Source organism: Streptomyces sp. NPDC102274, from assembly GCF_044766385.1.
Taxonomy (GTDB): Bacteria; Actinomycetota; Actinomycetes; order Streptomycetales; family Streptomycetaceae; genus Streptomyces.
Window position 1 is genome coordinate 15,685 of the sequence record NZ_JBIWLW010000019.1, and the last position, 12,581, is coordinate 28,265.

10 protein-coding genes and 1 pseudogene are annotated in these 12,581 nt (G+C 71.7%); 6 read left to right on the forward strand and 5 right to left on the reverse strand.

Annotation, left to right across the window (positions count from 1 at the left end; translation table 11 throughout):
* The first annotated feature begins 460 nt into the window (after window positions 1–460).
* Window positions 461–2,590 carry an FUSC family protein gene (locus ACIRQP_RS24280; protein WP_403893220.1) on the forward strand — a complete coding sequence of 710 codons (2,130 nt, stop codon included), beginning with the start codon at window positions 461–463 and terminating at the stop codon, window positions 2,588–2,590.
* 25 nt (window positions 2,591–2,615) lie between these two features.
* Here ACIRQP_RS24280 and ACIRQP_RS24285 read toward each other — a convergent pair whose 3' ends face one another.
* The 5 genes and pseudogenes from ACIRQP_RS24285 to ACIRQP_RS24305 form a co-directional block, all read right to left on the reverse strand.
* The gene (locus ACIRQP_RS24285; protein ID WP_403893221.1) at window positions 2,616–3,881 is read right to left on the reverse strand and encodes an acyltransferase family protein; all 1,266 of its coding nucleotides are present in this window, start codon (window positions 3,879–3,881) and stop codon (window positions 2,616–2,618) included.
* A 132-nt stretch (window positions 3,882–4,013) separates the two neighbouring features.
* Window positions 4,014–4,997, reverse strand: a complete 984-nt coding sequence (locus ACIRQP_RS24290) for an iron-siderophore ABC transporter substrate-binding protein (protein WP_403893337.1) — start codon at window positions 4,995–4,997, stop codon at window positions 4,014–4,016.
* A 78-nt stretch (window positions 4,998–5,075) separates the two neighbouring features.
* Window positions 5,076–5,888, reverse strand: coding sequence for an ABC transporter ATP-binding protein (locus tag ACIRQP_RS24295; RefSeq protein ID WP_403893222.1), 813 nt, complete (start codon window positions 5,886–5,888; stop codon window positions 5,076–5,078).
* Window positions 5,889–5,912: 24 nt separating this feature from the next.
* Complete coding sequence (locus tag ACIRQP_RS24300; protein ID WP_403893223.1) at window positions 5,913–6,965, reverse strand: FecCD family ABC transporter permease; 1,053 nt, start codon at window positions 6,963–6,965, stop codon at window positions 5,913–5,915.
* Between the two features lie 62 nt (window positions 6,966–7,027).
* Window positions 7,028–8,082 (reverse strand): annotated as a pseudogene (locus ACIRQP_RS24305) (FecCD family ABC transporter permease).
* 275 nt (window positions 8,083–8,357) lie between these two features.
* Between ACIRQP_RS24305 and ACIRQP_RS24310 the strand changes: the two are divergent.
* The 5 genes from ACIRQP_RS24310 (at window position 8,358) to ACIRQP_RS24330 (ending at window position 12,553) form a co-directional block, all read left to right on the forward strand.
* Window positions 8,358–8,759 carry an MmcQ/YjbR family DNA-binding protein gene (locus tag ACIRQP_RS24310; RefSeq protein ID WP_403893224.1) on the forward strand — a complete coding sequence of 134 codons (402 nt, stop codon included), beginning with the start codon at window positions 8,358–8,360 and terminating at the stop codon, window positions 8,757–8,759.
* A 350-nt stretch (window positions 8,760–9,109) separates the two neighbouring features.
* The gene (locus ACIRQP_RS24315) at window positions 9,110–10,687 is read left to right on the forward strand and encodes an FAD-dependent monooxygenase (protein WP_403893225.1); all 1,578 of its coding nucleotides are present in this window, start codon (window positions 9,110–9,112) and stop codon (window positions 10,685–10,687) included.
* Window positions 10,688–11,046: 359 nt separating this feature from the next.
* Window positions 11,047–11,268 carry a hypothetical protein gene (locus tag ACIRQP_RS24320; RefSeq protein ID WP_403893226.1) on the forward strand — a complete coding sequence of 74 codons (222 nt, stop codon included), beginning with the start codon at window positions 11,047–11,049 and terminating at the stop codon, window positions 11,266–11,268.
* The gene (locus tag ACIRQP_RS24325) at window positions 11,265–11,858 is read left to right on the forward strand and encodes a sigma-70 family RNA polymerase sigma factor (protein WP_403893227.1); all 594 of its coding nucleotides are present in this window, start codon (window positions 11,265–11,267) and stop codon (window positions 11,856–11,858) included. Before ACIRQP_RS24320 ends, ACIRQP_RS24325 begins: the two co-directional genes overlap by 4 nt.
* A 5-nt stretch (window positions 11,859–11,863) precedes the next feature.
* A complete protein-coding gene (locus ACIRQP_RS24330; protein WP_403893228.1) occupies window positions 11,864–12,553 on the forward strand; it encodes a hypothetical protein in 690 nt (229 codons plus the stop codon).
* The last annotated feature ends 28 nt before the right edge of the window (window positions 12,554–12,581 follow it).

A 12,581-nucleotide genomic window follows, 5' to 3' on the forward strand; every position in this document is an offset into this window, starting at 1 on the left:
TGCCCCCGTTGGTGACCGCTGGAGAGCAGACTAGGCTCTGTTGCGTTGTGATTGGTAACGGACGAGCTCGGTACGGCCCGGGTTCCCGGCGAAACGTCCGTGTGCCGGGGTGTGAAACGGGTCGCCACCGAGTGCCAACTCCCCCTTGAACCACGGGTGGTGCGGGATCGAGGAGCGCGCTGCCCGCCGCGAGGACACCGTCATAATTACTGTCGGCGCCGGCAGTGTGGCCGCGGGGTGATCCCGGTGGCCCGAGCGGAACCGGGAGCCCACCGCCGGGAGCCGACCGCCGGGAGCCCACCGGCCGTTCGTCGCATCGCCTCGGAACGCGTGCGACATACGTGCGTAACAGAACGGCCGCTCGAAGGACAAGCGTTGGTGTTACGGTCGGGGACACGCGGTCGCCGCTGCCCGCCGGTCTGCCTCACCCGCTCGACGAGACCGGTCGTACAGGAGACTCGTGTCCGCACCGCCTTCCCCTCGTTCCCTTTCCTCCGTCGCGCGCTCCGTGCCCGCCTGGCTCACGCACCCGCTGAGCTGGCGCTCCGCGCCCATCCCGTGGACCGCCGTGCTCCGCGGCGCCCTGAGCGCGGGACCGCTGCTGGCGCTCGGCGCGCTGACCGGACTCCTGAGCCAGGCGGTCCTCGCCGGGCTCGGCGCGATGCTCGCCGGTGTCAACGACCGGCCGGGTACGCGGCGTACCGGTGTGGTCCACATCGGCCTGCCCGCCGTCGGCGGCGCCCTCGGGCTGCTGTTCGGCGGTCTGCTCGCCGACGCGGGGAGCCGTTGGACCGCAGTGCCCGCCCTCTTCGTGGTGGGCTGGCTCTCCGGCGCGCTGAGTGTGACCGGACCGGTGTGGTCGGCGGCGGCCATGCAGTGTCTGGTCACCGCGGCGATCGGCGCCGGGATGCCGATACCCGGCCCCGCGTGGCTCAAGACCGTCTGCTATCTGGGCGGCGCTGCCTGGCTCCTGCTGCTCCGGTTCCTGCTGCGCGCCCCACGGCGCTTGCTGCGGCGCGGCGCCCGTCGCGAGGGAGAACGCGAGGCCGTCGCAGCGGTCTTCGACGCGCTCGCCGACGCCCTCCGCGCCCTCGGCGGACCCGACGCGGAGCCCGCCCGTCGACGGCTGATCGCCGCACAGCACCGCGCGGACGAGTCGCTGCGCCTGATGCGGCTGCTGTCCTTCCCCGGACGGCGCGAGGGCCGTGGCTCCGCCCAGGCGTACCGGATAACGGAGCGCTTCGCCGCCGCCACCGCCCTGTGCGAGGCCGGTGTCGCGCTGCTGTGGGAAGGCAGGCCGCTGCCCCCGCACGTGGCGGAGGCGCCGCGCCTGCTGGCCGCCGCCGTACGTGCGGACTCCGCCCCCGGCGCCCTGGCGAGCCCCGTCTCCGACACGGTCCAGCGCGGCGCGTTCGACCGCGCGCTGCTGGCCGCGGCGGTGACCTTCGACCGTACGGCGCAGCGCGCGACGCCCGTACCGCCCGTACCGCCCGTACCGCCCGTGCCCTACGAGCCGACACGTCCGGTGCGTCCCCCGCGTCCGTCCCTGCACACACGAAGCGTCCGCCGGGCGCTGAAGGAACTGACCGCGCCCGGCTCGCTCCGTACGCTCGGCCGTGTGTTCGCTCCCGCCAGGCGCGAGAACGCGCTGCGCGTGGCGCTCTGCGTGGCGGCGAGCACGGCCGTCGCGCTCAGCCTCCATCAGACCCACTGGTACTGGCTCCCGGCCACCGCGGCCTTTCTGGTGAAGCCCGATCTGGGACCGCTCTTCTCCCGTGTGGTCAACCGCGTCGCCGGCACCGCCACCGGCGTGCTCGTCTTCACCGTCCTCACCCTGGCCATGGCGGGACTCGGCGGCCTGTGGTGGCTGGTCGCCGTGGTCGTGGCGGGCGGCGCGCTCATCCCGGTCGCCACCCGCCACTTCGGCTTCCAGACCGCGGTGGTGACCCTCCTCGTCCTCTCCTTCGTCTACGCGGTGGGTGACACCGAGGCGACCGCGGCCCGGCTGCTGGACACGGCACTCGCCTGCGGGATCGTGCTGCTCGTCGGCCACCTTCCGCGTCTGACGGACCCGCGCGTGCGGGTGGGCCACCGCTTCGCCGTCGCGCTGCGCCGCACGGAACGGTATCTGCGGCACGTACTGGACGACCCGGGGACCGCACCCGCCCCGTCCGCGGGCGCGTCGGTCACAGCGGCGGCGCCCCGCGGTGGAGACCCGACGGGCATCGCGCTGCGGTACGCCGCGTACCGGGCGCTCTCCGAGGCGCGGGCCGCCGCGGAGACGGCCGCGGCCGAACTGCCGGGGCCCCACCGCGCACACCGCCACGACTGGCCGGCCGTCATGGCGCGCGCGGAGCGCATCCTCGACGCCGCCACCGTCTGCGCCGTACGCGTCGAGCACGGGGTGCCCCTGCCCACCGCCACCGAGGCGCGCTGGGTGACCGGGGCGCTGGCCGCGATGGCGGACGCGCTGGAGGGCGGCCGCGGCACTCCGATGCCCACGCTGCCGCCGGTCCCGAAGCACTGCCGTTCGCTGCGCGATGTGATGACCGAACTGCACGGCATCCAGTCACTGACCACCGTCGCCTGAGCCGCGCGCCGCGCACCACCGGGCGTCAGGTGACCGCCGGGACGGCGGCGGGACGTGGCCGTTTGCGCCGGGTGAGCGGCTTCTCGATGAGGTAGTGGGACGCCGTGGCGGCGATGAGGCTGGCGGCGACCGTGGCCGTCGCGTGCCACGTGGCGTTCACACCCAGATCGGAGACCAGCCGGCTGAGCGGGTAGTGCCAGAGATAGAGGCCGTAGCTGAGGTTGCGGCCCACCCAGACGAGCGGGGCCAGGGACAGTCCCCGGGAGAGCCAGGTACGCGGCTGGAGTTCCAGCGCCGCCACCACCGTCGCCGACAGCACGGCGGTCACCAGGAAGCCGACGGTGTACCAGGGCATGGTCCAGGCGCTCGCGCCGGTCATCGGCACGTACCGGACGATCAGCGCCAGGATCCCCAGCGCCGGCCAGGCGAGCCGTGCCGACCAGCGCCGCAGCGCGGCCAGCCGCGGGTCGTCCCTGTGCAGCCGGGCCACCAGAACCGCCAGCACCGCACCGGCCAGCAGCTGGTCCGCGCGGGTGTCCACGCCGTTGTAGATACGGTGCGCCGCGGTCGGGTTCCACAGGATCAACCGCCATACCAGCGGCAGCAGACACAGCACCGCGGCGCAGAGCAGCACGGTCCGCGCGCCGACCCGACGCAGCAGCAGGACCAGCACGGGCGGCCAGAACAGGTAGAACTGCTCCTCCACACTCAGCGACCAGGTGTGGGACAGCAGAGAGGTGTCACTCGAATAGATGTCGGGCTGGGCGGCCCTGACGATATTCATCAGGAAGGTGACGGCCAGCGCGATCGCCGCCCACGCGCGGTCGAAACTCGGCAGCCGCGTGGTGAGCGCCAGCACGGCGCACACCGCGCAGACCGCCAGCAGGGCGGGGACCAGCCGCAGCCAGCGCCGCCAGTAGAAGGACCGCATGGCGACATCGCCGGTACGGGCGAACTCGGCCAGCAGCAGCCGGGTGATGACGAAGCCGCTGATGGTGAAGAAGACATCCACCCCCAGGGCGCCACCCGGCAGCAGGCCCGGTTCCAGGTGGTAGACGATGACCACCGCGACGGCCAGCGCCCGCAGACCGTCCACGCCCCGGACCCGCCCGTCGGCCCGCAGCGCGGAGGGAAACCCGCGCCCGCCCCGGACGAGCCGGTCCTCGACCCGTCGTGGGAGGAGGGCCAGGGCGGCACCGGCCCGGGTGGCGTGGTGTCCGGCCCGGTCGGGTAGGTGTACGGCAGCGGCGTCCGCGCTACCACGTGTGTCCGCGGTCGGTGGAGTGTCCATTCAGTGCCCGTGCCCACCCTGCGGCGGAGCACGCGATAGTTAACCGAAATCTCAGAAACACCACTCGTCCGCCCCACACCACTCGTCCGCCCCACACCGGCGTCCGTGCCGCCCCGGTGTCCCAGGGAGCGGTTACTTCAGTGGTTCGGCGAACAGCGGGACGACCTTCTCCAGCGCGTACGCCACCGAGAACACCGAGTCCGTCGAGAAGGCCGCGCTGAGGGTCTCGTCGTCGAACACCACCGAACGGCCCGCCTTGACGGAGGGGACGGCCCGGTACAGCGGGTCATCGGTGATCTTCGCTGCGGGGATCCCGATGGGTGTCATCACCGTCAGATCGGCGTCGAGCAGATCGAGGTTCTCGCGGGAGACATCGATGAAGAACGACGCGCCGGCCTTGGCGTCGACCTCCGGGTTGTTCGTGAAGCCGAGGCGCTCGACGAAGTCGACGCGGCCCGTGCCGTGCACATACGCGCCGAACCCGTCGCTTGTCCGCGAGCCGAGCGTGATGGTCCTGTCCTTGAACTCGGGGTGGGCGGCGGCCGAGTCCCGGAACTTCTTCTCGGTCTCGGAGATGAGCGCCTTGCCCTTCTCGGGAACACCGAGGGCGGTCGCGACCATCTCGGTCTGCTCACGCCATGAGATCTTGTACTGGTCGCCGCCCTTCGGGACGCCGATGGTGGGCGCGATCTTGCTGAGCGTGTCGTAACGGGTCTGGTCGCCGCTGGACTTGGTGTCCAGGATCAGATCGGGCCTGATGACCGCGATCTTCTCGAACTCCGGCTCCAGTGTGCCGATTATCCGAGGGCTCTTCTTGTAGAGGCCCTTCGCCCAGGGGCCGACCCCGTCGCCGCCGAACGCCAGCCAGTCGCTGGCCCCGACGGGCTGCCTGCCGAGCGAGAGCACGGCCTCGGCGTCGCCCCAGCCCAGCGCGACGACGCGCTCGGGCCGCTTCGTCACTGTGATGTCGCCGAACTTGGTCGCGACGGTGGCGGGGAAGGCGCCGTCCTCGGCACCGGACGCGGCTTCCGGTGAGGAACTGCCGGAGTTCGATGTCGTGCCGCAGGCCGTCAACCCCACGACGAGGGCGGCGAGTACGGCCCACAGCGCGAGGATTGTCGGCCGGGAGCGGTGCGCGGGGCGAGCGGAGGGGTTCTTTCACGATGACATGAACTTAGGTTAGCCTACCCTAAATCATGCTTGAACCGGGGTGATGTGATGACGCCCGATCGGTACGATCACGGGCGTGCCCGAGGCGGGGTCCTCGGTGATCGAACAGCGCATCCCGAACACCTCCGTGACCAGCTCCGCCGTCACGATCTCGGTGGGAGCGCCCTCCGCCACGATCCGCCCGTCCTTCATCGCGACCAGATGGTCGGCGTACCGGCAGGCCAGATTCAGATCGTGCAGGACGACCGCGATGGTGGAGCCGTACTCACGGTTCAGATCGGTCAGCAGGTCCAGCACATCGAGCTGGTGGCTGATGTCGAGGAACGTCGTCGGCTCGTCCAGCAGCAGGATGTCCGTACGCTGCGAGAGCGCCATCGCGATCCAGACCCGCTGCCGCTGGCCGCCGGACAGCTCGTCGACCGGCCGCCCGGCGAGCTCCAGCACATCGGTGGCCAGCAGCGCCCGCGCCACGGCCGTGTCGTCCTCCGCCGTCCAGCGGCGGAACCACCCCTGGTGCGGATAGCGGCCGCGGCCCACCAGATCGCTCACCGTAATGCCGTCCGGCGCCACCGGGCTCTGCGGCAGGATGCCGAGCACCGACGCCACTTCCTTGGTCGGCATCTCCTGGATGCTCCTGCCGTCCAGGAGCACACTGCCCGAGGACGGCGCCAGCAGCCGGGCCATCGAACGCAGCAGGGTGGACTTCCCGCAGGCGTTCGGGCCGACGATCATGGTGATCGCGCCGGGCAGAATGTCCAGGCTCAGCCCGCTGACGACCTCACGGCCGTGGTAGCCGAGCCGGACGTCCCGCGCCGCGAGCGTGTGCTCCGCACTCATGCGCAGATCCTTCCGTTCCATCGGTCAGCCGCCCTTGCCCACACGGTTCGAGCGGGCCAGCAGCCACAGCAGATACGGGGCGCCGATCATGCTCGTCACCACGCCCACCGGGAACTGGACGGAGCTCAGCAGGTGTTGTGCCGCGAAGTCCGCGACGCTCACGATCAGCGCCCCCGTCAGCGCGGCGGGCAGCAGGGCGGCGCCCTGGCGCGGCAGCAGCCGGCGCGCGATCGGAGCCGACAGGAGGGCCACGAAACCCACCGGTCCCGCCGCGGCCGTCGCCACCCCCGCGAGCGCCACCGCGCAGCCGATCAGCGCCAGTCGGCCGCGCTCCACCCGGGTGCCGAGCCCCAGCGCGGTGTCGTCCCCGAGTTGCAGCGCCGGCAACGACCGCGCCGCCAGGAATGTCAGTGGTACGAGCACCACCATGGCCCCCAACAGCGGCCACATCTGCGACCAGGACCGGCCGTTGAGGCTGCCCGTCAGCCACGCGAGGGCCTGCTGCGCCTCGGTCACCTCCGAGCTGGTCAGCAGATACGAGACCAGGCTGGACAACCCGGCGCCGATGCCGACACCGACCAGCACGAGCCGGTATCCGGCGAGGCCCTCGCGCCAGGCCAGTGCGTAGATCGCCACCGCGGTCAGCAACGCGCCCGCCAGGGCACAGACCGAGAGCGGGAAACCGCTGACGCCGAAGGCCGCGCCGGCCAGCACACCCGCGGCGCTCGCGCCCCAGGTGATACCGATCATGTCCGGGCTGGCCAGCGGGTTGCGCAGCAGCGTCTGGAACACCGCTCCCGAGAGCCCGAACGCCGCCCCCACCAGCAGGCCGATCAGCGCGCGCGGCAGCCGCAGCTCGATGATGACGAACCGCGAACCTGTGTCGCCCCCGCCGGCCAGAGTAGCGATGACCTCGCGGAGCGGTACGACGAGATCGCCCACCGAGAGCGCCAGACACAGCGCGGCGAACACGGCGGCCAGCAGGCCGACGGTGACGGCGGTGGCGCGGGCCCGGCCCGCCCGGCGGACCCGCGCGACCTCCCCCGGAGAGACACGGACCCCCGGCGGCCCGTTCACGGAAGACCGACTGGCCGGTGCCGTACGCGCCACGTCACGTCCCACTTCCGCCGCCGACTCCCTCACAGCTCCACCAGATCGCCGCGGCGCACCAGTATCACGAAGGGCACCGCGCCGATGGCAGCCGTCACGATCCCCACCTGTACCTCACCGGGCGAGGCGATGACCCGCCCCACGATGTCCGAGACCAGCACCAGAACGGGCGCCAGGAGCAGGCTGTACGGCAGGATCCACCGGTAGTCGGGGCCGGTGACGACCCGCGCGGCATGCGGGACGAGGAGGCCGACGAAGCCGATGGGTCCGGCGATCGCGGTGGCCGCGCCGCACAGCAGCACCACGGCCCCGGCCGACGCCAGCCGGGCCGGACCCACGCGTTGTCCCAGCGCCCGCGCGAGGTCGTCACCGAGCGAGAGGGCGTTCAGGCGCGGCCCCAGCGCCAGCGCGAACACGGCGCCCACACCGATGAACGGCAGCGCCTGCCAGAGCACTTCGGTGTCCCGGTCGGCGAGCGAGCCGACCTGCCAGAAGCGGAACCGTCAAAGGTCTGACGGTCCGTCAGCAGCATGGCGGTGGTCAGCGAGGTGAGTACGGCGCTGGTCGCCGCGCCCGCGAGAGCCAGCTTCACGGGCGTGGCGCCCTCCCGGCCGAGCGAGCCGATGCCATAGACCAGGAGGGCCGCGCCGAGCGCACCGAGAAATCCGAACCAGATGTACTGCCGCGGCTCCGTCAGCCCGAGCACACCGATCGCGAACACCACGACCACGGACGAGCCCGCGTTGATCCCGAGGATGCCCGGGTCGGCCAGCGGATTACGGGCCATGCCCTGCATCACCGCCCCGGCCAGGCCCAGCGCCGCGCCCGCCAGCAGACCCGCGACCGTACGCGGAATGCGCACCTCCCGCACGATCAGCTGCCCCTTGTCGGACAGATCGGGATCGAGCAGCGCGCGGAACGCATCGCCCGCGCCGGCGTCTCCCGACCCGATCACCAGGCTCGCCCAGGTCACCACCGCGAGCACGCCCGCGGTCAGCAGCAGCCCCACGGCGAGCAGCGGACGGCTCCGGACCGCACGACCGGCTTCACCGGTCTCCACGCCGGTCAGCAAGTCCGTTGTCACGCCCCGCGGGCCTTCGAACCGATCGTGCCACCGCGCATGCGAGCCGCCCTCACTGCCTCTCCGCGACCGGCTGTCCACCGGGCGGAACCGCACCGTCCAAAAAGTAAGGTGACCCTAACATCGAAGTGCGGACGGGTGCGCACCCGGTCGCGGTCCTCCTCGCCGGCCGCGGATCGGCGACCGGCGGCTCCGTATCGGACGTCCGCCGCCCGCCGCGAGGTGGTTCGCGCACTGGTGGAACCGGCGTGGGGGCGAGCCCCTGAACGGCATTTACCATGGTCGCCGTGACCGTGATTGATGCCGAGGAAGTCCGCCGTATCGCGCTGTCCCTCCCTCAGACGGTGGAGAAGGAGGCGTGGAGCATGCCCACGTTCCGTGTCGCCGGGAAGATGTTCGTCACGGTCCCGGACGATCAGACGTCGTTCGCCGTGCGCTGCCCCCGGTATGAGCGGACGGAGCTGATCGCGGCCGAGCCGGAGAAGTTCTGGGTGCCGCCGCACGAGGCGAGTTCCGCGTGGGTGCGGGTACGGCTGAGTGCGCTGGAGGATCTGGACGAGCTGCGCGACATCCTCGTGGACTCGTGGAAGCAGGCCGCGCCGGACCGCCTCGTGGAAGCGTTCTCCACCGCGGAAGCCGGTGCGGGCACGGACACCGGGACCGGGACCGGGAAGGACTGAGTCGCACGGACGGGCCGCACGTACGGGCCGCACAGAGCGGCCGTACGGACCGGCCGCACAACAAGAACGCCCCCTCCGTCGGAGGGGGCGTTCTTGTTGTGCGGCCACGTCAGCCGGGGCTGGCGGCGGGATTCGTACCCGCGAACTGAGAAAACCATAGCCCGCGATCGCCGCGCGTTGGTGGAGTTCGGCGGACATACGGGCCAACACGCGGGCGAATTCACCCATTCGGCCGATCGGTAGTCGGTATTGAAGCCGGTGGGGCCCTCGACGTAGGTTCCGATCCATACCCGCGCCCGCGGCCCGTGGGGCGGACGGGACGGACAGGACGGACGAGCCGGGTGAGGCGGATGGGGGCCGAGGTGGGAAAGTCCGGGGTGCCGGTCACGGAAGACGCGCAGGTCGTGGTCGTCGGGGGCGGGCCGGTCGGCATGCTCCTCGCCGCCGAGTTGGGGGTGTACGGCATCGACACCGTGGTCCTCGAAGTCCGTGCCGCCACGACGGACCGGCCGAGGGCCACCACCGTGCACGCGCGGACGGTGCAGTCCCTGGCGCGGCGCGGCTGCTTTCCGGTGCCCGACGCGGCGGCGGAGGGCACCGTCTCACGGCCGTTCCATTTCGCCGGCCTGCCCGGACTCCGTATCACCGCTCCCGCCTCCGAACCCGAGCCCCTCCTGAAGAAATCCCAGGCGGCGCTGGAGCGGTCCTTCGAGGCGCGGGCGCGGGCCGTCGGCGTGCGGGTGTTACGTGGGTACCGGGCGACCGACGCGCGGCAGAGCCCCGAGGGCGTGGTCGTCACGGCGGAGGGCCCGGAAGGCGTACGGGTGTTCCGTGCCGCGTACCTGGTGGGAGCCGACGGTTCACGCGGCACGGTCCGTGCCTGGGCGGGCATCACGGCGGACGCCCGACCCGCGACGGCGTCCGCGCTGATGGGGCTGGTCCGCTTCGCCGGGGAGCGGGTCCCGCCGCTCGGCTGGCACCGTACCCGCCGCGGCTGGATCATCACCAAACCCATGGCGGACGGGCGCGTGCTGGTCCGTACGCTCGACTGGACGGGCGGGCACGGCGACCGCAACTCCCCGGTCACCCTGGACGAGTTGCGCGATCGGGTGTCGTGGATCGCCGGATACGACGTGGACATGGTGTCTCCGAGCCGGCTGAGCCGGTTCAGTGACTTCGCGCGGCAGGCGGACAGATACCGCGCCGGACGGATGCTGCTCGTCGGCGACGCGGCACATGTGCACTTCCCGATCGGTGGACAGGGCCTGAGTACGGGTCTGCTGGACGCTCTCAACCTCGGCTGGAAACTGGCGTTCACCGTGCGGGGTACCGCGGGGCCCGATCTCCTCGACACCTATCACGACGAGCGCTGGCCCGCCGCCCGCCGGGTCATCGACAACACCTGCGTCCAGGTCACCCTGATGCGCCCGAGCCCCGAACTCGACCCGATGCGCGCGTTGTTCGCTGGGCTGCTCGCGGGCGACGAGGCGAAGGAGGGAGACGGCCGGGACGGCGGGGAGAGCGGCGAGGACGGGGTCCGGCATCTGAGCGACATGATCAGCGGGCAGGACACGGTGGTCGCGCCCCGGTCGGTCGGGTCCTCGCGGTGGGAGGGGCGGTTCCTGCGGAACACCGCGCTTCGGACGGAGTCGGGCCCGGCGGATGTGATCGGGCTGCTGCGCGGCGGCCGGCCGCCGCTTCTGCTCTTCGGCGAGCGGGGCCTTCCGTACGAGGCCGAGGCCCAGGGATGGGCCCATGTCCTCCGGGTGGTGCGGGCCGAGCCCGTACCGGCGTTGCCCTGTGCCGCCCTGCTGGTACGCCCCGACGGCTATGTCGCCTGGGCCCCGGAGGATGTCCCGGAGGATGGTGCCGCGGGCGGCGCGGGTCTGGGTGAGGCGCTGCGCGACTGGTTCGGGGAGCCGCGGTGAGCGCTCGCTCCGGTGAGAGTACGTGCCAGATAGTGCGTCACAACTGAGTGATCTGCGCCACATACGGACCGAATATGGATTGAACTCGACGCGGGGGCGACCGGTCGGCGGCTCGGTCCGCACTGTCGTGTCGACGCAGGTCGGAGACTGCCTGAGGGTGTTCAACCGCTCACGCGGTGTGGCGCATGGGGTGGATGGGACGGCATCTGTACGTAAGGGGACGATCGCTTTCCGTATTTTTCTTGGGTGTCGCGTTGCACGTTTGACCACCCCGGTCCGAAAAGCTGCTTCTTGAGGACACCGAAGTCCTCCAGCACCAGCGGGGGTTCGAGGTGCTGCTCAGTAGAGAAGGACATGCCGTGACGCCCAACGACGTCTTCGCCCTGCTGGTGCTCGCCACCGCCGTGCGCGTCTTCGCCTCGGACCTGCGCTACCTGACGCGGCGTCTGCTGCGCGCCGGGGTGCGGGTGGGAGCCGCCGCGCTGATAGAGGACCGCCACTCCGGTGCTCCCCGTGCTCCTCGTGCTCCCCGGACCGAAGTGCTCACGCCCGCCGCCCACGACGAGGAGGCACAGCCGTGAACATCGACCTCCCGTCGCCGGACGACCACGGCGAATACCTGGCCGAGGTGCAGTACACCCTGCCGCCCGCCCTGGAGGCCTTCCACGACCTGTATGTGAAGGCCTATCTGAACTACGCCCACGCCATGCTCGGCGACAAGGCCGCCGCCGTAGCGGTGGTGCGCCGCTGCTTCTCCCATCTGGCCCTCAACTGGGAGCGCGTCATGCGGGCGGAGAGCCCGGAGGCGTACGCGTGGGCGCTGCTCAAGGCGCGGGTGGACACCCATCTGCGGCTGGCGGGCCTGGATCCCCAGCTGGTGGAGACCGCCGCGTTCCAGCGCACGGCCCGCGCGGTACTGGAGTCGGTGCGGTGCAAGTTCGAGGTGATGGAGACCTCGCTGGGCCTCTACACCGCCATCGCCTCCCTGCCCGAGCGGCAGTACGACGTGATCGTGCTCCTGTACGTACTGGGCTACCCCTCGTACCGGGTCGCCCGCATCATGGGCGTGGAGCGCGACACCGTCCGTTCCCACCGGCGGCTGGCCAAGCGGCGAATCGCCCAGAAACTCGGACTGCCCCAGTACACGGACGCCGACAAGGAGAAGGAGTGAACCCCATGCAGCCCCCGCGCGGCATCGACGAAGTCCTGGAGGACGCTGTGATCCCCGACGCGTTCGCCGAGTACGATCTCGCGGCCTCCAAGGCGCAGATCGCCCGTGATGTCGCCGACACCCTCATGTTCGACTCCTCCGCCGCCCGTAGCGCCGGTGTCGCCCGTCCCCATCCGGCGGCCCCGGCCGGCTTCTTCCCGACCGTCCACGACCAGGCGGGCAAGGATCTGCACGCCCTGTCGGCCGAGGCACTGCACGGCATCGACGCGGCCGGGCAGCTGGCCCGGCTCCACAACTCCCGCCGTATCGACCCCGACGGCGCGCTGTACTTCGCCTGCCTGCTGAACCTGGCCGGATGGCACGAAGGCGCGCAGTTCTGGTGGCAGTTCGCGGCCGGCGCGGGCAACCCCACGGCCGCCTACTGCCTCTATCTCCTCCACCTCGGCAGAGGGGAGCGACGCGACGCCGCGCACTGGGCGGACCAGGCCGCCGATCTCGACTCCGGGCTCGTGGCGCTCCCGGCGGGGCGGCTCAGCGTCTGCCACCCCACCACACACCACCGACGCCCGCCCAGCCCGGCACTGCGCGCGGCCGTGCAGCGCCTGACGATCGAGGAGGACGAGGAGTTCGGCAGCGTTCCCCACCCCGACCCGCATCTCGCGGAACAGATCGGGGAACTCGCCGACGCGCTGTGAGCCGGCCTCCGCGCCTCCTGTGGCTCCG